Annotated in this window: 19 protein-coding genes; 10 read left to right on the top strand and 9 right to left on the bottom strand. The window is 68.3% G+C overall.

All coding sequences use genetic code 11. From position 1 onward, the window contains the following. Window positions 1–227: 227 nt before the first annotated feature. Window positions 228–674: a DUF192 domain-containing protein gene (locus JI752_RS16475; protein WP_216966106.1), complete on the top strand. Its 447-nt coding sequence runs from the start codon at window positions 228–230 to the stop codon at window positions 672–674. Window positions 675–689: 15 nt separating this feature from the next. Here JI752_RS16475 and JI752_RS16470 read toward each other — a convergent pair whose 3' ends face one another. Beyond that, window positions 690–914 carry a rubredoxin gene (locus JI752_RS16470; protein ID WP_254200968.1) on the bottom strand — a complete coding sequence of 75 codons (225 nt, stop codon included), beginning with the start codon at window positions 912–914 and terminating at the stop codon, window positions 690–692. 36 nt (window positions 915–950) lie between these two features. Here JI752_RS16470 and thiE point away from each other — a divergent pair, with 36 nt between their 5' ends. Beyond that, a complete protein-coding gene (gene thiE, locus JI752_RS16465) occupies window positions 951–1,598 on the top strand; it encodes a thiamine phosphate synthase (protein WP_216966104.1) in 648 nt (215 codons plus the stop codon). Further along, entirely contained in the window at window positions 1,595–2,887 is a 1,293-nt protein-coding gene (hemL, locus tag JI752_RS16460) for a glutamate-1-semialdehyde 2,1-aminomutase (RefSeq protein WP_216966103.1), read from the top strand. The genes thiE and hemL overlap by 4 nt, the downstream gene beginning before the upstream one ends. A gap of 75 nt (window positions 2,888–2,962) precedes the next feature. Here the strand turns inward: hemL and JI752_RS16455 are convergent, their stop codons facing one another. After that, the gene (locus JI752_RS16455) at window positions 2,963–4,189 is read right to left on the bottom strand and encodes an acetylornithine/succinyldiaminopimelate transaminase (RefSeq protein ID WP_216966101.1); all 1,227 of its coding nucleotides are present in this window, start codon (window positions 4,187–4,189) and stop codon (window positions 2,963–2,965) included. A 137-nt stretch (window positions 4,190–4,326) separates the two neighbouring features. On the opposite strand from JI752_RS16455, the gene JI752_RS16450 reads away from it, so the two are divergent. Further along, complete coding sequence (locus JI752_RS16450; RefSeq protein ID WP_216966099.1) at window positions 4,327–5,202, top strand: ion transporter; 876 nt, start codon at window positions 4,327–4,329, stop codon at window positions 5,200–5,202. Between the two features lie 12 nt (window positions 5,203–5,214). Here JI752_RS16450 and JI752_RS16445 read toward each other — a convergent pair whose 3' ends face one another. Further along, entirely contained in the window at window positions 5,215–6,063 is an 849-nt protein-coding gene (locus tag JI752_RS16445; RefSeq protein WP_216966097.1) for an NAD(P)-dependent oxidoreductase, read from the bottom strand. Between the two features lie 65 nt (window positions 6,064–6,128). After that, the gene (locus JI752_RS16440; protein WP_216966095.1) at window positions 6,129–6,794 is read right to left on the bottom strand and encodes a serine/threonine protein kinase; all 666 of its coding nucleotides are present in this window, start codon (window positions 6,792–6,794) and stop codon (window positions 6,129–6,131) included. 110 nt (window positions 6,795–6,904) lie between these two features. Here JI752_RS16440 and JI752_RS16435 point away from each other — a divergent pair, with 110 nt between their 5' ends. Further along, on the top strand, window positions 6,905–8,914 hold the full coding sequence (locus JI752_RS16435; RefSeq protein WP_216966093.1) for a bifunctional DedA family/phosphatase PAP2 family protein: 2,010 nt from the start codon (window positions 6,905–6,907) through the stop codon (window positions 8,912–8,914). Here the strand turns inward: JI752_RS16435 and JI752_RS16430 are convergent. From JI752_RS16430 to JI752_RS16420, 3 genes are all read right to left on the bottom strand, one after another. Further along, on the bottom strand, window positions 8,903–9,493 hold the full coding sequence (locus tag JI752_RS16430; protein WP_216966091.1) for an LON peptidase substrate-binding domain-containing protein: 591 nt from the start codon (window positions 9,491–9,493) through the stop codon (window positions 8,903–8,905). The genes JI752_RS16435 and JI752_RS16430 overlap by 12 nt on opposite strands. A 53-nt stretch (window positions 9,494–9,546) precedes the next feature. Further along, complete coding sequence (gene mpl, locus JI752_RS16425) at window positions 9,547–10,983, bottom strand: UDP-N-acetylmuramate:L-alanyl-gamma-D-glutamyl-meso-diaminopimelate ligase (protein ID WP_216966161.1); 1,437 nt, start codon at window positions 10,981–10,983, stop codon at window positions 9,547–9,549. Window positions 10,984–11,156: 173 nt separating this feature from the next. Beyond that, window positions 11,157–11,735, bottom strand: coding sequence for an adenylate kinase (locus tag JI752_RS16420; RefSeq protein WP_216966089.1), 579 nt, complete (start codon window positions 11,733–11,735; stop codon window positions 11,157–11,159). A gap of 179 nt (window positions 11,736–11,914) precedes the next feature. Here JI752_RS16420 and JI752_RS16415 point away from each other — a divergent pair, with 179 nt between their 5' ends. The 3 genes from JI752_RS16415 to JI752_RS16405 are packed head-to-tail and all read left to right on the top strand — an operon-like array spanning window position 11,915 to window position 14,341. Further along, the gene (locus JI752_RS16415; RefSeq protein WP_216966087.1) at window positions 11,915–13,171 is read left to right on the top strand and encodes a 6-phosphofructokinase; all 1,257 of its coding nucleotides are present in this window, start codon (window positions 11,915–11,917) and stop codon (window positions 13,169–13,171) included. A gap of 50 nt (window positions 13,172–13,221) precedes the next feature. Continuing rightward, entirely contained in the window at window positions 13,222–13,872 is a 651-nt protein-coding gene (locus tag JI752_RS16410) for a hypothetical protein (protein WP_216966085.1), read from the top strand. Between the two features lie 13 nt (window positions 13,873–13,885). Beyond that, on the top strand, window positions 13,886–14,341 hold the full coding sequence (locus JI752_RS16405) for a DUF2846 domain-containing protein (protein WP_216966083.1): 456 nt from the start codon (window positions 13,886–13,888) through the stop codon (window positions 14,339–14,341). Between the two features lie 60 nt (window positions 14,342–14,401). On the opposite strand, the gene JI752_RS16400 is transcribed toward JI752_RS16405, so the two are convergent. Further along, the gene (locus JI752_RS16400; RefSeq protein ID WP_216966081.1) at window positions 14,402–14,911 is read right to left on the bottom strand and encodes a hypothetical protein; all 510 of its coding nucleotides are present in this window, start codon (window positions 14,909–14,911) and stop codon (window positions 14,402–14,404) included. Window positions 14,912–15,113: 202 nt separating this feature from the next. Here JI752_RS16400 and JI752_RS16395 point away from each other — a divergent pair, with 202 nt between their 5' ends. Together JI752_RS16395 and ppa are read left to right on the top strand one after the other, a co-directional pair. Next, entirely contained in the window at window positions 15,114–17,144 is a 2,031-nt protein-coding gene (locus tag JI752_RS16395) for a sodium-translocating pyrophosphatase (protein ID WP_216966079.1), read from the top strand. Between the two features lie 198 nt (window positions 17,145–17,342). Continuing rightward, window positions 17,343–17,891 (top strand): inorganic diphosphatase, encoded by a 549-nt coding sequence (ppa, locus tag JI752_RS16390; RefSeq protein ID WP_216966077.1) that lies wholly within the window; start codon window positions 17,343–17,345, stop codon window positions 17,889–17,891. Between the two features lie 134 nt (window positions 17,892–18,025). Here the strand turns inward: ppa and JI752_RS16385 are convergent, their stop codons facing one another. Continuing rightward, a complete protein-coding gene (locus tag JI752_RS16385; protein ID WP_216966075.1) occupies window positions 18,026–19,015 on the bottom strand; it encodes an aspartyl/asparaginyl beta-hydroxylase domain-containing protein in 990 nt (329 codons plus the stop codon). Window positions 19,016–19,060 lie beyond the last annotated feature (45 nt).

Raw genomic sequence — 19,060 nt, 5'->3', positions numbered from 1 at the left:
GCGACCGGGCCGCGCATCTTACAGCACCTTCGAAGTTCGTCAACCGCCCTTCGAAACCACCGCTTCAACCGCGCCCCGCTTCAGTGAAGTTCACCTTGGCGGGGCGCGCATTGTGCACATGCATTCGGAGTTTGGGAAGGGGGTCGAGCGATGTCGGATCTATTGACTCGCCGAAGGCGCTGCCGGATGTTCGCGCTCACACTTCCACGCCCATTCCGGAGCCTCGCATGCCCGCCTTCCGCCTCCTGCTTGCCTGCTGCGGCCTGGCCCTTTCGGGCTGCGCGAGCAGTACCGACCATTGGGTCGAACTGAACGGCCAGCGCTACGCGGTGGAAGTGGCCGATGACGACGCCGAGCGGGCACGCGGCCTGATGTTCCGGGATGAAATGGCTGCCGACCGCGGGATGCTCTTCATCCACGAGCGCCAGGAGCCGCTCGCCTACTGGATGAAGAACACGAAGATCCCGCTGGACATCCTCTACTTCGATTCGGCGCGGAAGCTGGTATCGCAGCAGCGCGATGTGCCGCCGTGCTCGCTCGGAGACGGCTGTCCGCCCTACCCCAGCAACGCGCCGGCGCGGTATGTGCTGGAACTCAACGCCGGCCAGGCGGCACGGCTGGGGCTCAAGGACGGCGTGGAGCTGACCTTCGGACCGGGGCTGGCGCAGCCCTGAGCCGCGCCTCGCCGCTCAGAGCGGCATCATCTCGAAATCGTCCTTGGTGACGCCGCAGTCCGGGCAGGTCCAGGTGTCCGGCACGTCCTCCCAGCGGGTACCGGGGGCGATGCCCTCTTCCGGCAGCCCCAGGGCCTCGTCGTAGATGAAGCCGCAGACGACGCACATCCAGGTGCGGAAAGTGGTGGTCGCGGCGGTCTCGGACATGGGCGGATAATGCGGGAATTGCGGAACGCTCATTGTCCCACCGCGTCCGCGCACACGGAAGCTTCCCGAATGAATTCGCCCCGGCCGCCGCGCGGCCTCTATGCCATCACGCCGGACGACGGCGACACACTCCGCCTGCTGGCCCGGGTTGAGACGGTCCTCCAGGCCGGCGCCACGTGGCTGCAATACCGCAACAAGGCCGCCGACGACGCCCTTCGCGAAGACCAGGCGCGCCGCCTGCTCGCGCTGTGCCGCCGCTTCGAGGTGCCGCTCATCGTCAACGACGACTGGCGCCTGGCCGCCGCAATCGGGGCAGACGGGGCCCATCTGGGCGAAGACGACGGCGAGCTGGCAAGCGCCCGCGCGACCCTTCCGGAAGGCGCGATTCTCGGCGCCTCGTGCTACGACGACCTTTCGCTGGCCCGACGCGCCGCGGACGCAGGCGCCAGCTACATCGCGTTCGGCGCCTTCTTCCCTTCGCCGACCAAACCCAACGCGCGACGGGCGACGCTGGACCTGCTGCGCGATGCCGCGCCGCTGGGCCTTCCCAGAGTGGCGATCGGCGGCATCACCCCGGACAATGCGCGCCCGCTGGTTGATGCAGGCGCCGACCTTCTGGCCGTGATTTCCGGTGTCTTCGACGCCGCCGATCCGGCCGCCGCCGCGCGCGCCTACCGCGGCTGTTTCGATTCCCCCCTTTCCACGGACACGCCATGAACCACGAACGCTCGCACGCCCTGTTTTCCCGCGCCCGGGAGCTCATTCCCGGCGGCGTAAATTCGCCCGTACGCGCATTCAAGTCGGTCGGCGGCGAACCGTTCTTCGCGCAGAGCGCGGAAGGCGCGTACATCGTCGACGTGGACGGCAATCGCTACGTCGACTACGTCGGCTCATGGGGCCCGATGATCGCCGGCCATGCGCATCCGGACGTGCTCGCCGCCGTGGCCGAAACCATGCGCAACGGCCTCAGTTTCGGTGTGCCCAATGCGCTGGAAGTGACGATGGCCGAACGCATCACGAAGATCGTGCCGAGCTGCGAAATGGTTCGCATGGTGAACTCGGGCACCGAGGCCACGTTGTCAGCGATCCGCGTCGCACGCGGCGCCACCGGCCGCAGCCGGATCGTGAAGTTCGAAGGTTGCTACCACGGCCACGGTGACAGCTTCCTGGTAAAGGCCGGCAGCGGCGTGATGACGCTGGGCCTGCCGAATTCGCCGGGCGTTCCGTCGGCGCTGGCCGACCTCACGCTCACCATTGCGTACAACGATTTCGACGCCGCGACCAAGCTCTTCGACGAAGTCGGTGGCGACATCGCCGGCCTGATCATCGAACCGATCGTCGGCAACGCCAATTGCATCCTGCCGCGCGACGGCTATCTGCAGCATCTGCGCGAACTGTGCTCGAAGCACGGCGCGCTGCTGATCTTCGACGAGGTGATGACCGGCTTCCGCGTCGCACTGGGCGGCGCGCAGGAGCGTTACGGCATCACGCCGGACCTGTCGACGTTCGGCAAGATCATCGGCGGCGGCATGCCGGTGGGCGCTTACGGTGGACGTCGCGATCTCATGGAACAGGTCGCGCCGAGCGGCCCGATCTACCAGGCCGGCACGCTCAGCGGCAATCCGGTGGCGATGGCCGCGGGCCTGGCGACGCTGGAGCTGATCCAGGTGCCGGGTTTCCACACCGAACTGGAGCGACGCACCAACGTGCTGTGTGACGGCCTGGAAGCCGCCGCGCGCGACGCCGGCATCTCCTTAACCACCACGCGCGCGCCGGGCATGTTCGGCCTGTATTTCCGCGAGGGTCCGGTGGAGACGTTCGAGGACGCAAAAGCCTCCGACACCGCGCGCTTCAACCGTTTCTTCCACGCGATGCTGGGCCGTGGCGTGTATCTGGCACCGTCGGCGTTCGAGGCCGGTTTCGTTTCCAGCGCCCACGGCGAGGCGGAAATTGCGCACACCGTGAACGCGGCGCGCGAATCGTTCAAGGAACTCGCGGGCGCGTAATCCGTTTACTTCCGCCAAAAAAGAAACGCGGACGAGGCCGGGCCCGTCCGCGTTTTTTGCGGGCTATCGCGAGATTTACCGCTTCGCGAACGCGCGCAGCGCGGCGTGCAGGCGCGCCAGGCCGTCGGCCACGTCTTCGTCGCTGATGTTCAACGCCGGAACGAAGCGCAGCACATCCGGTCCGGCCTGCAGCAGCAACAGGCCATGATCGACGCAGATGTCGAGGATCTCGCCCGCCTTGCCCGCATGCGCCTCGCGCAGCTGCGCGCCGAGCATCAGGCCGTTTCCACGGACCTCGGAGAATAGGCCCAGCTCCGCGTCGATCGCGGCGAGCGCATCGCGGATCGCGAGCGACTGACGCTCGACATTGGCAAGCAGTTGCGGCGATGAAATCTCGCGCAGCGCCGCTCGCGCGACCGCCGCCGCCAGCGGATTGCCGCCGAACGTCGTGCCGTGCGCACCGAACTGCATGGTTTCGGCGGCCTTCTCGCCCACCAGCATCGCGCCGATCGGGAACCCGCTGCCCAGCGCCTTCGCCAGCGTCACCACGTCGGGCGTCACACCGTAGGCGTGCGCGGCGAACAGGTGGCCCATGCGGCCCATGCCGCACTGGATCTCGTCGAACATCAGCAGAGCGCCATGGCGGTCGCACAGCGCGCGCAGGCCGAGCAGGAACTCCGACGTCGCCGGCGTCACGCCGCCCTCGCCCTGTACCGGCTCGACGAGCACGGCGCAGACATCGCCGGACGCCATCGCGGCTTCGGCGGCGGCGAGGTCGTTGAAATCGCTGTAGACGAAGCCCGGCGGCAGCGGCTCGAAACCTTCGTGGTACTTCGGCTGCGCGCCCGCGGTCACGGCGGCCAGCGTGCGGCCGTGGAAGCTGCCGCGGAAGGTGAGGATGCCGCGCTGTGCGGGCGCGCGGCCCTTCGATGTGGCCCACTTGCGCGCCAGCTTGATCGCCGCTTCGTTGGCCTCCGCGCCGGAATTGCAGAAAAACACGCGCTGAGCGAAGCGCGAAGCGGTGACCAGTTCCTCGGCCAGGCGCAGCGGCGGTTCGCTGACGAAGACGTTGCTGGTGTGCCAGAGCTTGCCGGCCTGTTCGGTCAGCGCGGCGATCAGCGCCGGATGCGCGTGGCCGAGCGCGTTCACCGCGATGCCGGCGCCGAAATCGACGTACTCGCGACCGTCACGGTCCCACACGCGCGCGCCCCGACCGTGGTCCAGGACGATCCGGCGCGGCCGGTAGACCGGCAGGTAATAGCGTTCGGACAGCGAGAAAAGGTCGGTGGAGGAAGCGCTCATCGGGTCGGATCGGAAAGGCGTGGGGGCGACATTGTCGCCGATCGCGGCGAGCGCGGGGCCCCTGGCCGGAACGGGCAATATGAAGATTGCCACGGCGTCCACGCCCGGCTTCGCACAATCGCCCGCTGGAGGCCGCCATGCCGACGCAGCTGATCGATCCGGAGCTGAAACCCGCACGCGACACAGGCTGGCGGCGGCGCTGGTACGACATCGTCTTCCGCCACGACACGCAGCGCTCGCGCAACTTCGACCTGATGCTGATCGTGGCGATCGTCGCCAGCGTGATCGTGATCATGCTGGACAGCGTGGCGCGCATCCACGCCCGCCACGCGAACCTGCTCTACCTGCTGGAGTGGGGATTCACGATCCTGTTCACCGTGGAATACGCGCTGCGCCTTGCGGTGGTGCGCAAACCATGGCGCTACGCGCTTAGCCTGTGGGGCCTGGTCGACCTGCTCTCGATCCTGCCCACCTACCTCTCGCTCGTCCTGCCCGGCAGCCAGAGCCTGCTCGCGCTGCGCATCCTGCGCATGCTGCGGCTGTTCCGCATCCTCAAGCTCACCCATTACGTGGAAGAAGGTGGCGTGCTGATGGGCGCGCTGTGGCGCAGCCGGCGCAAGATCTTCGTGTTCGTGTGCGCGGTCATCACCATCACGGTGATCTTCGGCGCGCTGATGTACGTGGTCGAGGGCCCGGAACACGGATTCGCCAGCATTCCCACCAGCATGTACTGGGCGGTGGTGACGATGGCGACGGTGGGCTTCGGCGACATCGCGCCGCAGACCACGCTGGGGCGCTTCATCACCTCGCTGCTGATCCTGATCGGCTACAGCATCATCGCCGTGCCGACCGGCATCTACACCGCCGAGCTCGCCACCAGCCTGCGCGAAGCCAGTCAGGACACCCTTCATCTGGACCGCCGCGCGTGCAAGGGCTGCGGACTGGAAGGCCACGATCCGGCCGCCCACTTCTGCCGGCACTGCGGCCGGTCGCTTCCGTCGGCGACCGGTTGAGGACAACCGGGCTCAGCGCGGCTTGCGCGCCAGTTGCGACTCGGTGAGGAACAGGTCCGGAAGCAGGCGCTCGGCGGTGGGATCGACGGCGTACTGGTTGAAGTCGGTGACGCCGGCGGCGAACAGCACGTCGTCGTCGATCAGGAAGTGGCCGAAGTAATCCCGCGCCGGACGCGACAGCACGATCTGCGCCGCGTCTGCGACGATGTCCGGCGTGCGGCACAGCTCGGTGCGCACGCCGGGGATCATGTTGATCGCATCGGTGGCGATCACGGTGCGCGGCCACAGCGCGTTGACGGCCACGCCCTGCGGTCCGAACTCCGCCGCCAGCCCCAGCGTCACGAAGCTCATGCCCATCTTCGCCAGCGTGTAGGCGGTGTGCGGCGCCCACCATTTCGGATCCAGGTTGAGCGGCGGGGCGAGCGAGAGAATGTGCGGCGACGGCGCCTTGAGCAGATGCGGCAGGCACGCCTGCGAGCACAGGAACGTGCCGCGCGCGTTGACGTCCTGCATCAGGTCATAGCGCTTCATCGGCGTGTCGAGCGTGCCCCGGAGCCAGATCGCGCTCGCGTTGTTCACGAGGATGTCGATGCCGCCGAACGCGTCGACCGTCGCGGCGACCGCCGCCTGCACCTCTTCTTCCTCGCGTATGTCGCACTTCAGCGCGAGGGCCTTGCCGCCGGCGGCCTGGACTTCCTCCGCGACGGTGTGGATCGTGCCGGGCAGCTTGGGGTTGGGCACCGCCGACTTGGCGACGATGGCGACATTGGCGCCGTCGCGTGCGGCTCGCAACGCGATGGCGCGGCCGATCCCGCGCGAGGCGCCGGTGATGAAAAGCGTCTTTCCGGACAGGGTGCGCATGGCGCGTTCTCCTTATTGGTTCCCGGGGTCGCGCCGCGGGGGCACGCTCCGTCGAGTCGTGCCCATCAGGGCTTGGGCCCCTGGCCCTCGTTGTCTTCCCATTTCAGCAGGCGCCGCGTTACGAACCGGTAGACCGGCTTTCCCGTGGCGAACCACGCCTCGCGCAGCCACGAATGGCGCTTGAGCACGCGTCGTTCCACCGGCGTCAGCGCCTGCGGGCAATAGGTGCGTTTGTGCTTGAGCAGATGGCGCAGATCCTCGCGCGCCAGCAGCCGCATCCAGCGCGAGCGCGGATCGCCGCGCGTGGCGAGCTGGAAGTCGATGAGGCCCGGGCGTCCGTCGGCCAGGACCAGCCAGTTGGCCTCCTTCGCCAGGTCGTTATGCGCCAGCCCGCGGCGGTGCAGTTGTTGCAGCAGGCGCCGGGCCTGGCGGAAATAGGCCAGATCGTCGCGCGGCGGGCGCTGGTACATCGCGGCACCGTCGAGGTAGCTGCGATCCAGGCATCGTCCGTCCCAGCGCAGCAACTGCGGCATGTCCGGCAAACCCTCCGCCCGTTCCAGCGCGCGCGCTTCACGACGCGCCAACCACCACGCGGGCACGCGCAACCACATCGGCACGTGGCCCAGATCGCGACGCACGAACAGGCCGCGTCCGTCCTGCATCAGGGCAATGCGGCCGAAGCTGTCGGCCTTCAGTGCCTGGACTTCGATGGTGTCGGTGCGATCGGGCATCACGCCAGTGTACGTGCGCGCCACGCGGATGGCCGCGTCGCGGGCGTGCCGATGGTCACGGGCCGCTCCAGCCATCGCGCCGTCATGGACGCGCTGCCTATAATCGGCTGATGGAACCGGCCTGGATCGAAAGCGCGACCGCATGGATCGCGGAAAACCCCGTCGCCGCCGGCGCCGCCATCTTCCTTATCGCCTTCTGCGATGCCGTGGTGCTCCTGGGCATCGTGGTGCCGGCGCTGCCGCTGCTGTTCGCGGTGGGTGCATTGGTGGGGCTGGGACACATAAGCGGCCCTTACGCATTGGTGTGTGCCTCACTCGGCGCCTTCCTCGGCGACGGCTTGAGCTACTGGGTCGGCCAGCGCTGGGGCGTGCAGCTGCGAAGTCGCTGGCCGTTCTCGCGCTACCCGCAATGGCTGGACCGCGGCGAGTCGATGTTCCGCCGGCACGGGACGAAGAGCATCTTCATCGCCCGCTTCGTCGGCGCCGTGCGTCCGTTCGTGCCCGCGATCGCGGGCATGCTGCACATGCCCCTGCGTCGCTATGCGTTGCCGAGCCTGCTGGCCTGCATCGCCTGGGCGCTGCTGTTCCTCGCGCCGGGCTGGGTGCTGGGGCGTTCGTACGACGCGGTCGCCGCCGTGGCCGACCGACTCGCACTGGTGCTGGGTGCGCTGGCGGTCGCGGTCGCGCTGGTGTGGGCCATGGTGCTCTACACCTGGCGCTGGTTCGCCGACCACGCCGACACCCTGCTCGCCCGCGCACTTCGCTGGACCCGCCAGCATCCGCGCCTGGGGCCGTACGCCGCGGCGCTGATCGATCCGAACCGGCCCGAATCCCCGTCGTTGCTGATGCTGGCCGTGTGCCTGCTGGCGATCAGCTGGGCGTGGTTCACGCTGCTGGCGACGTTGCTCGCCAGCGGCGGACCGCTCGCGCTGGACCACACCATCCACGAGTTCATGTGGAGCCTGCGCAATCCGCTGGCGGACCGGCTCATGGCCGCGCTGGCGTGCATCGGCGATGCCTCGGTGCTGGGTCCCGCGGCGCTGGTGGCTCTGGCGTATCTGGCGTGGCGCAAGCGTTGGATGGCCGCGGCGCATTTCGCCGCCGCGATCGTGTTCGGACTGGCGCTGACCTCCCTGCTCGAAGCGGCCATCGACATGCCGCGTCCGCCGACGGCGCCGGCGGGGTTCGGCTTCCCGTCGGTGGCGGTGACGATGTGCACCATCGTGTTCGGCTTCTTCGCCGTGCTCATCGCACGCGAGTTGCCGGGCCGTACACGCGTGTGGCCGTACCTGCTGGCGGGCGTGGTGACCACGCTGGTCGGCTTCGCGCGCCTGTACCTGGGCGCGCACTGGCCCAGCGACCTGGTCGGCGGGACGCTCTTCGGCGTGCTGTGGCTGCTCGCACTGGGCATCGCGTACCGGCGCCACGTCCAGCGTTCGTTCTGGATGCGACCGCTGGCGTGGCTGTTCTACGGCACCTTCGCGATCGCCGCGCTCTGGCACGCACCGCGCACGGCGGACACGCTGCTGGCGCGCTTCGCCGCGGCGACGCCGAACTCGGTGATGAGCCATGAAGCGTGGTGGCGCGACGGCTGGAGCGAGCTTCCCGCCCAGCGCAACGAACGCGACCAGCGCCGCCGCTGGCCGCTCGACCTTCAGGTCGCCGGCCCGCTGGAGCCGTTGCAGCAACGGCTGGAAGCGCACGGCTGGCATGTGCAGCCGCAGGCGGACTGGGTCGCGACGCTGGGGTTGCTCGATGACGACGCCTCGCCGCACGATCAGGCCGTGCTGCCGGCCACGCTCGATGCACAGGCCGAATCGCTGCTGATGCTGCACGACGGCGCCAGCGAGGACGAGCAGTTCGTCCTGCGCCTGTGGCACGCGCCGGTGCTGCTGGACGACGGCACGCCGTTGTGGCTCGGCACCAGCCAGACGCTGCGCCTGAACAAGCCGCTGGCCGCCGCTTCGCTGTGGTTGCCGGCCATCGACGACGGCCGCGCGCACGCGCTGGTGCGCGAGGCGCTGAAGGACCTGGACACCGTCGAAGCCCCGCATCCGCACGGCGACACGCCCGTGCTGCGCGTGCGCACCACGAACGCCGGCGGAACGTCAGGGAAGTAGGGCCAGCAGCCGATCCAGTCGCGCGTGCGGATCCTCGGTCTGCAGCAGCACCTGCCGCTGCGCGTTCTCCAGCGGCAGCAGTTCCGCCAGCCGCCAGCCGACCCAGGCCGCATCGTCGAAGTGCGCCTTCGGCGCGCCGGCGTGCTCGCCGCCGATCTGCTCCACGATCTGCTCCAGCAGCTTGCCGAGCAGGCCGTGCTCCGGGCGCAGCGGATCGTCCGGATCGGGATCGCACCAGCTCACCTGCGCCACCTGGAGGCCGTTGTCGCGCACGCGCACGCTCTGCGCGTGGAACCGCCGCTTGCCGCGCACCTGCAGGGTGAGCAGCCCGTCGTCGCCACGGCCGAAATCCTCGATCACCGCCTCGGTGCCGTACGCCGCCGCGCTGGCCGGCGCACCGGCTTCCTCGCCGTCGATGATCAGGCACACGCCGAAGCCCTTGCCGTTGCGGCTGCAATCGCGGATCAGGTCGAGGTAGCGCGGTTCGAACACGCGCAAACCCAGCGCCGCGCCGGGCACCAGCACGGTATGCAGCGGGAACAGCCCCAGGGTTTGCGGCGCGGTGTCGTCTGCAGGCATCGACGGCAGTTTAGGGCCGATCGGGTGCCGGTGGCGCGAAGGCGCGCCGCGCCTCAGGACTCGCGCAGCACCGCGAGGAAACGCCGCGGTGCACCGTCGAAACCGCCGTTGGACATGAACACCACGTGGTCGCCGTCACGCACGCGTTCACGCAGCGCGGCGATGAGCGCGTCGGCGTCCGGCACGGCCACGCCCTCGCCCCGCAGCGCGCCGACCACCTTGCCGGCGTCCCATGCGAGTTCCGGCCGATGCAGGAACACCACGGCATCGGCGAGGTCGAGCGACGGCGCCAGCGCATCGGAATGCGCACCCAGGCGCATCGAGTTGCTGCGCGGTTCCATCGCTACCACGATCCGCGCACCGCCGACCTTCGCACGCAGGCCCGCGAGCGTGGTCGCGATGGCCGTCGGGTGGTGGGCGAAGTCGTCGTAGATCGTCACGCCCTGCGCCTGGCCGATCACTTCCAGCCGGCGCTTCACGCTGCGGAAGTCCGCCAGCGAAGGCAGCACGCCGGCCACGTCGACGCCGACGGCGTTCGCTGTGGCGAGCGCGGCGAGCGCGTTCATCACGTTGTGCCGGCCGAGCAACGGCCAACGCACCTCGCCGACTTCAACGCCGCGGTGCACGACCGCGAAATGGCTGCCGTCCTGCGCGATCAGGCGCGCGGTCCAGTCGAAGGCGGCGCGCGCGGTCGCGCGCTCGTCGGCCCGGTCGCCGTGGCTGCCGCCGGCGGACGTCGCGGGCAGCAGGCTTGCGTCGAGGCCAAAGGTTTCCACCGGCGTCCAGCAACCCATCGCCAGCACCTCGGCCAGGTGCTTGTCCTCGCCGTTGACGATGAGGCGTCCGCGACGCGGCACCGTGCGCACGAGGTGGTGGAACTGGCGCTGGATCGCGGACACGTCCGGGAAGATGTCGGCGTGGTCGTATTCCAAATTGTTGAGGATGGCGACCAGCGGACGGTAATAGACGAACTTGCTGCGCTTGTCGAAGAACGCCGTGTCGTATTCGTCGGCCTCCACCACGAACTCCCGCCCCGCGCCGATGCGCGCGGAAACGCCGAAATCCTCGGCGACGCCGCCGATCAGGAAGCCCGGCTCGCGCCCGGCCGCCTGCAGCAGGTAGGTGAGGATGGTGGTCGTGGTGGTCTTGCCGTGCGTGCCGGCGACGGCCAGCGTGTCGCGTCCGGGCAGCAGGTTCTCGCTGAGCCACTGCGCGCCGGAGGTGTAACGGCGACCGTCGTCGAGCACCTGCTCCACCGCCGGATTGCCGCGCGAGAGCGCGTTGCCGACGACGATCTGTTCGCAGTCGGCGGAGATGTTCTCGGGCGTGTACCCCTGGCGCAGCGCGATGCCGAGGTTTTCCAGCTGCGTCGACATCGGCGGATAGACCGCCTGGTCGCTGCCTTCGACGTCATGACCAAGTTCGCGCGCGAGCGCGGCGACGCCGCCCATGAAGGTGCCGGCGATGCCCAGGATATGAATCTTCAAGATTGCGACTTCCTCAACGCTCGCTTTATTGAACGCCAGCAGTGACCGGATGCTGCATCAGATGGGTGTTTGCGGCCGTCCATGGCGAAGCGCGATCGGCTTCGGGTCGCCCGGCCCGGCCATCCATGGCCGGTCGTTCGGCAGGCCACGCGGCAGTGCCGCGTGAGCGGCCTGCCTCACCCGACTTCTTTAGCCGGCGACAACGCCTCGACGATGCGGTTGAACACATCGTCCAGCGAGCCCACGCCGTTCACCACGGTCAGCTGGCCGTGCTGGCGATAGAAGTCGATCACCGGCGCGGTCTGGTCGTTGTAGACCGTCAGGCGCGTGCGCACCGATTCCGGGCTGTCGTCCGCGCGGCCTTCGGCCTTGGCGCGGCCGGCGATGCGCTCGACCAGCATCTCGGTCGGCACTTCCAGCTGCACGGCATAGTCCATCGGCTGGCCGATGCGGCCCAGCAGCTTGTCCAGCGCAGCGGCCTGGGCCAGGTTGCGCGGGTAGCCATCGAGGATGAAACCGCCCTGGGTGTCGGGACGCGAGAGGCGGTCCTCCAGCATGCCCAGCAGGATCTCGTCGCTGACGAGGTTGCCCGAGGCCATGATCTCCTTCGCCTCAAGACCCAGCTTGCTGCCCGCCGCCACTTCGGCGCGCAGCAGGTCGCCGGTGGAGATGTGGGGGACCTGCAGATGCTCCTTGAGGCGCGTGGCCTGCGTGCCCTTGCCGGAGCCGGGCGCGCCCAGAAGTACCAATCGCATCAACATCACTCCTAGAACGGGAAAATTCTTCGGCCTCAGGGGGGCCGACGACGTTGGCATGGCCCCGTCGCCCGCCCGCGAGGCGGCGCTACACTCGCAGCGTCCGGCCCCGCCGGGCCAATATTGCGGCCACTTTACCGCATCCCGCTCCCTATCCCGATCTCCGACTGGAATTGGACATGGCCTCCGGAACCCTGCTGTATGCGCAGTCGGGCGGCGTCACCGCCGTCATCAACGCCACCGCCTCGGCCGTCATCGAGACCGCCCGCGCCCGCAAGGTGCGCGTGCTGGCCGGCCGAAACGGCATCCTCGGGGTCTTGCGGGAGGAACTGGTCGACACCTCGAAGGAGTCCGCCGCCGCCATCCGCGGCCTCGCCCATACGCCGGGCGGCGCATTCGGTTCGTGCCGGGTGAAGCTGAAGTCGCTCGACCAGGACCGCGCCCGCTACCAGCGACTGCTGGAGGTCTTCCGCGCCCATGACGTGCGCTGGTTCCTCTACAACGGCGGCAATGATTCGGCCGACACGGCGCTGAAGGTGTCGCAGCTTGCGGCGGAGTTCGACTACCCGCTGACCTGCGTCGGCGTGCCCAAGACGGTGGACAACGACCTGGCCGTGACCGACTGCTGCCCGGGCTTCGGCTCGGTGGCCAAGTTCACCGCCGTGTCGATACGCGAGTGCGCGCTCGACGTGGCGGCGATGGCCGACACGTCCACCAAGGTGTTCGTCTACGAGGCGATGGGCCGCCACGCCGGATGGATCGCCGCCGCCGCGGGACTGGCCGGCGAAGGCGAGGACGCCGCGCCGCATCTGATCCTGTTCCCCGAGCGCCCTTACGACGAAGCCGACTTCTTCGCCAAGGTGAAGGCCACCGTCGAACGCGTCGGCTATTGCGTGGTGGTCGCCAGCGAAGGCATCCAGACGCCGGACGGCAAGTTCGTCGCCGACGCAGGTGGCGGCAAGGATTCGTTCGGCCACACGCAGCTGGGCGGTGTCGCCTCGTTCCTGGCCGGCCGTGTCAAGGACGCGCTCGGCTACAAGGTGCACTGGGCCCTGCCCGACTACCTGCAACGCTCCGCGCGGCACCTTGCGTCGAAGACCGATCTCGACCAGGCCCAGGCCGTGGGTCGCAAGGCGGTGGAATTCGCGTTGAAGGGCATGAACTCGGTGATGCCGGTGATCGTGCGCACGTCGGATTCGCCGTATCGCTGGAAGATCGAAGCCGCGCCGCTGTCGAAGATCGCCAACCACGAAAAAATGATGCCGGCGAACTTCATCCGCAAGGACGGCTACGGCATCACGCCGCCCGCGCGCCGTTACCTGGAACCGCTGATCCGCGGCGAAGCGCCGCCGCCCTACGGCCGCGACGGGCTGCCGAAGTACGTGGCGATGAAGAACGTGCTGGTGCCCAAGAAATTGCCACCCTTGGCGGAGTAACCCCTTTCCACTAGCGTCCGTCGCGCCTCGCGGATCGCAAGGGACAGTGGATGAATTGGAATGGATGGGCGCTGGCGGCCAGCCTGGCCGTCGGGCAGGCGTTCGCGCAGTCGGCACCGCAAACAACGAGCGGCGCGATCATCGAACCGCCTGCCGCGCAGTTCGCGAATGCCCCATTGGCGGAGTGCACTTCCCTGTGCGCGGGGCAGGAGGTCGAGCTCGAACTGGCGGAACCTGTCGGCTCGGCCAGCCACAAGAACGGTTATCGCTTCCGGCTGCGCCTGGCCAAGCCCCTTATCCGCGACGGCGTAGTGGTCGTGCCGGCCGGCACACCCGGCATTGGTGAAGTAGTCCACGCGCAAGCCTCTCGTGGCGGTGGCAAACCCGGCGAACTGCTGCTTGCGGCTCGGTTCCTCGAACTCCCCGACGGCCCGCTCACGCTGCGTGCCATGAAGCTTGCGGCGCGCGGTAAGGACAACATGAATGCATCGCTCGCCACGTCGTTTGTGGCCGGGCCCTTCGCACTGTTCGTGCACGGAGGGGAGATCGAGATCCCCGCCGGTACGCGCGCGCTCGCAAAGCTCGCGCAGGACCTTGCGCCCACGCGCATCCCTTACGCGTCACCTCCGCACACGGACGCCACCGCGCCGGCGCCCGAAGCCCCAAGCCCCCATGACGCCGAGCCCGCGTCCTCACTTTGAAGGAGTAAACCGAATGCGTTCCATGCTGTCCTGCAGCCTTGCCCTGTCTTTGCTCGTCGCACCCGCCTTCGCCATCGCCAAGGATGGTGAAGCCACCACCGCTGTCGCGACCGCACCCGCCGCCAACACGCTCATCACCGCGGCTCCGCAGGACAAGGCGCAAATCGTGTTCTTCCGCGAATCGAAGTTCGTCGGCGGCGCGATCGGCTTCAAGGTGCGCGAAGGCGAGGCCGAACTGGGCAAGCTGCGCAGCGGCAAGTATTTCGTCACCAACGTCGAACCCGGCAAGCACGAGTACAACGTGCACGGCGAGACCAAGGACGTGCTGACGATGGAAGTCGAGGCCGGCGAAACCTACTACGTGCTCGGTTCGCTCGGCATGGGCATCGTCGCGGGCCGGCCCAACCTGTCGCCGTCGGACGAAGCCACGTTCCTGGCGATGGCGGGCAAGCTCAAGCCGGCCAAGTAAGCGGGCCGGATCACGCGAAGGGGCTGGATGCGGCCCCTTTCGTCGCCTCCGTGACGGAAATCAGCGGCCGCAGGACGTGCCTTCCACGTCCATCTGCGCGGCATACATCGGCACGGCGTCGAGCTGCCCCGCCTTCGCCTTGTCGGACTGTTCCTTGAGGTAGATGCGCGCCTGCCCCTGGCCGTCGAGCTTGGGCGTCTTGTCCACCGGCTTGCGCCACACATGCACGACGGCCTGCTGCGACGGGCAGGCCGCGTTCGGCACGCGGATCACGTCATTGAGGACCCAGCCGTTCTGCTCCGGCCTGGCTTTCGCCGCGTCGACGAAGCGTGCGCGCGGCTGGCACTGCGGGCTGATGCGCACCACGGCGAAGGTGTACGGCTCGGCGGCCTGGCCGGTGAACATGCCTTCCAGTCGCGCGCAGGCCTCAGGAATTTGTCGCAGCGTGTGCACGGCGTTCTGGGCTTGCGGCGCCACCGGACCACGCGAGATCTCGGGCTTCGCAGCACCGGGACCGGCCGCCAGTGCCGGTGCCGTGAACATCAGGAGAAGGAGGGGCGACATGCGCATGGCAGCGGGACGACCTTTCCGTGACCGGGACCGCAGGCTGGCACGGATGCGCTGAATGCTGCGTCTACGGCGTGCGTCGGGCCCGGCGCCTGTGCGATAGTCGGGCCGTTGCGGCGGCACCCCACGATCCGCGCAGCACCACAACTCGAAAGGTTTACGAAAACTCGAAATTCCTGGTGTCCACTTCTACGGGGAGGGGTTCATGCTGGAGCAGTACGGTTTGGCCTTGGCGCTGGTCTGCGCCGTCATCGCGATCCTTTACGGGATCATCTCCGCGCGCTGGATCAGCGCGCAGCCCGCCGGCAACGAACGAATGCAACAGATCGCCGGCGCGATCCAGGAAGGCGCGCGCGCTTACCTCAATCGCCAGTACACGACCATCGCCATCGCAGGCGTGGTGCTGTTCGTGCTCATCGGCTTCTTCCTGACGTGGGCCTCGGCGATCGGTTTCCTGATCGGCGCGGTGCTGTCCGGCGCCGCCGGCTACATCGGCATGAACGTCTCGGTACGCGCCAACGTGCGCACCGCCGAAGCCGCACGCCGGGGCATTGGCCCGGCGATGGACGTCGCGTTTCGTGGCGGCGCGATCACCGGCATGCTCGTGGTCGGCCTCGGCCTTCTCGGCGTTGCTGGTTACTACGTCGTGCTGCAGCGCTACATGGGCTACGACGTCGAGCACACGCTGCACGCGCTGGTCGGGCTGGCGTTCGGTTCGTCGCTGATCTCCATCTTCGCGCGACTGGGCGGCGGCATCTTCACCAAGGGCGCCGACGTCGGCGCGGATCTGGTCGGCAAGGTCGAAGCCGGCATTCCCGAGGACGACCCGCGCAATCCGGCGGTCATCGCCGACAACGTCGGCGACAACGTCGGCGACTGCGCGGGCATGGCGGCGGACCTGTTCGAAACCTACGCGGTGACCGTCATCGCGACGATGCTGCTCGGCGGCCTGATGGCCAGCGAAGCCGGCCGCAACGCCGTGCTCTACCCGCTGGTGTTGGGCGGCGTGTCGATCATCGCTTCGATCATCGGCGCGTTCTTCGTCAAGGTGAAGGCCGACGGCTCGATCATGGGCGCGCTGTACAAGGGCGTGATCGTCTCGGCGGTGCTTGCCGCGATCGCGTTCTACCCGATCACCACGCAACTGATGGGCGACAACAGCCACGGTGCGATGAACCTCTACGGCTGCGCGCTGATCGGGCTGGTGCTGACCGGCGCGATCGTGTGGATCACCGAGTACTACACCGGCACGCAGTACAAGCCGGTGCGCCATGTCGCCGCGGCCTCCACCACCGGCCACGGCACCAACATCATCGCGGGCCTGGGCGTGTCGATGAAGTCGACCGCGCTGCCGGTGATCTCGGTGTGCGTGGCGATCTGGCTCGCGTTCTACCTGGGCGGCCTGTACGGCATCGCCATCGCCGCGACGGCGATGCTGTCGATGGCCGGCATGATCGTCGCGCTCGACGCCTACGGCCCGATCACCGACAACGCCGGCGGCATCGCCGAGATGGCGGAGCTTCCGCCGGAAGTGCGCGCGGTCACCGATCCGCTCGACGCCGTGGGCAACACCACCAAGGCGGTGACGAAGGGTTACGCGATCGGTTCGGCGGCGCTGGCGGCACTGGTGCTGTTCGCCGACTACACGCACAACCTGCAGGCGGCCCATCCGGGCGAGGTGTTCACCTTCGATCTGTCGGACCACACGGTGATCATCGGCCTGCTGATCGGCGGCCTGATCCCGTACCTGTTCGGCGCCATGGCGATGGAAGCCGTGGGCCGTGCGGCCGGTGCGGTGGTGGAGGAAGTGCGCCGCCAGTTCCGACAGATCCCGGGAATCATGGAAGGCACCGGCAAGCCGGAGTACGACAAGGCCGTGGACATGCTGACCAAGTCGGCGATCAAGGAAATGATCGTGCCGTCGCTGCTGCCGGTCGCGGTGCCGATCATCGTCGGCCTGCTGCTGGGCCCGAAGGCGCTGGGCGGCCTGCTGATCGGCACGATCGTCACGGGCCTGTTCGTCGCCATCTCGATGACCACCGGCGGCGGCGCCTGGGACAACGCCAAGAAGTACATCGAGGACGGCAACTTCGGCGGCAAGGGTTCCGACGCGCACAAGGCGGCTGTGACCGGGGACACCGTGGGCGACCCGTACAAGGACACCGCGGGCCCGGCGATCAACCCGCTGATCAAGATCATCAACATCGTCGCGCTGCTGATGGTGCCGCTGCTCTAAGGGCTCCCGCGCAGGGTTCACGGGACGGCGGCCTGCGGGCCGCCGTTTTCGTTTTCGGGGCTGAACGGGGCGCGACGCCCGCCCAGGGGCGGCACTCCGGCTGCTGCGCCGCAGCAGTCATCCACGTAAAATGCCGGCCCGCATTCCCGAAAACCCCGCCCGCCGTCCGGCGCGGCCCCCACGCAGTTGGAGCACCACATGGGTCTGGACCTCGTCCCCACCGGCAAGAACCCGCCGGATGAGATCAACGTCATCATCGAAATCCCCAAGGATGCCGAGCCGGTCAAGTACGAAGTCGACAAGGCTTCGGGCGCGATCTTCGTCGACCGCATCCTGTCCACGCCCATGCGCTATCCGTGCAACTACGGCTACGTCCCGCACACGCTGTGCGGCGATGGCGATCCGGCCGACGTGCTGGTGATCCTGCCGCTGCCGCTGGTGCCGGGCTCGGTCATCCGCTGCGTGCCGGTGGGCGTGCTGAAGATGAGCGATGAGGCCGGCAGCGACGAGAAGCTGATCGCCGTGCCCGTGCCGAAGATCTTCGGCGGCTACGCGCACGTCACCGACATCGCGCAGGTCTCGCAGCACTGGCTCGATCGCATCGGCCACTTCTTCGAGCACTACAAGGACCTGGAGAAGGGCAAGTGGGTGAAGATCGAAGGCTGGGGCAACGCCGCCGAGGCCAAGTCGATCCTCAACGACGCCATCGCCCGCTACAACGCGGAAGAAGACAAGCCGAAGTTCTGATCGGCCTGGCTCCTCGCGAATGAAGAAGGCCGCCTCCGGGCGGCCTTTTTCTTCATGATGCCTGGCTCACACCATGGCACCACCTCTGGCCGTTCCTCGGGATGACGTTGGACTGACGTTCCGGGAGATGTCCCCTACGCGTTATCGCCCATCTCGCGCTGCCGCTGCGCCGTCGCAGGCAACTGCGCATCGCCTGCCGTCACCGCGAACTTGCACACGATCGTCATCAGCGCGTTGAACCAGCGCAGTTCGTTCTTCAGCATCAACGGCTGGCTGGGGCCGCGGATGTCCTCGACGAGGCGCTGCACCGCGGCCGCGTAGCGCGCGTGACCTTCCTCGCGTTCACCGAACTCGAACCACAAGCCCTGCCACGTACGCGCGAAGCGCATCGCGATCTGCCGCACCTGCGGCAGGCTCGGATGCGGCACCGCATCGGCGAACAGCAGGCCCAGATGATCGTTGAGTTCCCATGGGCTCATCACCACCGGCACGTTCACGCGCTCGCAGGGGAACGGTGCGACCTCGCCGGGCTTCGGTGCGATCGGCACGGCCTGCCAGCCCGCCGTAGGCGCGTCATGCGGACGGCCACGGTTGACCATGTCCCAGAAACGCCCGCCGCCGACCGTGTCCACGACCAGGTGGATGCGCGATTCCACCGCATCGTTGAGGACGCGGTGCTGGCGCCAGGTGTCGAAGATCCAGCATTCGCCCGGCGCCATGTTGATCACGGCGCTGTCGCACTCGAAACGCACGGTCGGCTGGGTGACGATCGGAATGTGCACGCGCACGCGCTCGGTCCAGTAATAGCCCTGGTCGGCATGACGCGTGACTTCGGCGTGGCCTGACAGGCGCATCAGCCGGCTGCGGCCCACCGTCGCGCCGAGGCTGGCGAAGACCTGCGTCAGATACGGGCAGCGGAACAGTTCCGGCGTCGGCCGCATGGGGCCGGAGAACGCCTCGTTGGCCGCCTCGCCCTGCGCGGACACCAGCGGCAGCATCGAATTGCCGGCAAAGCCCTGCGGGTGCGGCCGCCACGGCCCCTCGCCCAGTGCGGCGATTTCGGCCGCCAGCGCGGCGGCGTCGAAGTGCACGGGCAACTGGATGAACGGCACCTGCAATTTCATCGGGAGGTCGATCCGGAAACCAGCCGCTATCGTACCGCCCGCGCG

This window comes from Lysobacter sp. MMG2 (genome assembly GCF_016735495.2).
Lineage (GTDB): Bacteria > Pseudomonadota > Gammaproteobacteria > Xanthomonadales > Xanthomonadaceae > Lysobacter_J.
This window is presented reverse-complemented; position numbering and strand designations above follow the sequence as displayed.

Coding starts and splice junctions, on each gene's coding strand:
- JI752_RS16475 (WP_216966106.1), top strand. CDS start 228: ATGCCCGCCTTCCGCCTCCTGCTTGCCTGCTGCGGCCTGGCCCTTTCG.
- JI752_RS16430 (WP_216966091.1), bottom strand. CDS start 9,493: ATGCCTGCAGACGACACCGCGCCGCAAACCCTGGGGCTGTTCCCGCTG.
- JI752_RS16410 (WP_216966085.1), top strand. CDS start 13,222: ATGAATTGGAATGGATGGGCGCTGGCGGCCAGCCTGGCCGTCGGGCAG.
- ppa (WP_216966077.1), top strand. CDS start 17,343: ATGGGTCTGGACCTCGTCCCCACCGGCAAGAACCCGCCGGATGAGATC.
- JI752_RS16405 (WP_216966083.1), top strand. CDS start 13,886: ATGCGTTCCATGCTGTCCTGCAGCCTTGCCCTGTCTTTGCTCGTCGCA.
- thiE (WP_216966104.1), top strand. CDS start 951: ATGAATTCGCCCCGGCCGCCGCGCGGCCTCTATGCCATCACGCCGGAC.
- JI752_RS16395 (WP_216966079.1), top strand. CDS start 15,114: ATGCTGGAGCAGTACGGTTTGGCCTTGGCGCTGGTCTGCGCCGTCATC.
- JI752_RS16440 (WP_216966095.1), bottom strand. CDS start 6,794: ATGCCCGATCGCACCGACACCATCGAAGTCCAGGCACTGAAGGCCGAC.
- JI752_RS16470 (WP_254200968.1), bottom strand. CDS start 914: ATGAGCGTTCCGCAATTCCCGCATTATCCGCCCATGTCCGAGACCGCC.
- JI752_RS16450 (WP_216966099.1), top strand. CDS start 4,327: ATGCCGACGCAGCTGATCGATCCGGAGCTGAAACCCGCACGCGACACA.
- JI752_RS16445 (WP_216966097.1), bottom strand. CDS start 6,063: ATGCGCACCCTGTCCGGAAAGACGCTTTTCATCACCGGCGCCTCGCGC.
- JI752_RS16420 (WP_216966089.1), bottom strand. CDS start 11,735: ATGCGATTGGTACTTCTGGGCGCGCCCGGCTCCGGCAAGGGCACGCAG.
- JI752_RS16385 (WP_216966075.1), bottom strand. CDS start 19,015: ATGAAATTGCAGGTGCCGTTCATCCAGTTGCCCGTGCACTTCGACGCC.
- hemL (WP_216966103.1), top strand. CDS start 1,595: ATGAACCACGAACGCTCGCACGCCCTGTTTTCCCGCGCCCGGGAGCTC.
- JI752_RS16435 (WP_216966093.1), top strand. CDS start 6,905: ATGGAACCGGCCTGGATCGAAAGCGCGACCGCATGGATCGCGGAAAAC.
- JI752_RS16415 (WP_216966087.1), top strand. CDS start 11,915: ATGGCCTCCGGAACCCTGCTGTATGCGCAGTCGGGCGGCGTCACCGCC.
- JI752_RS16455 (WP_216966101.1), bottom strand. CDS start 4,189: ATGAGCGCTTCCTCCACCGACCTTTTCTCGCTGTCCGAACGCTATTAC.
- JI752_RS16400 (WP_216966081.1), bottom strand. CDS start 14,911: ATGCGCATGTCGCCCCTCCTTCTCCTGATGTTCACGGCACCGGCACTG.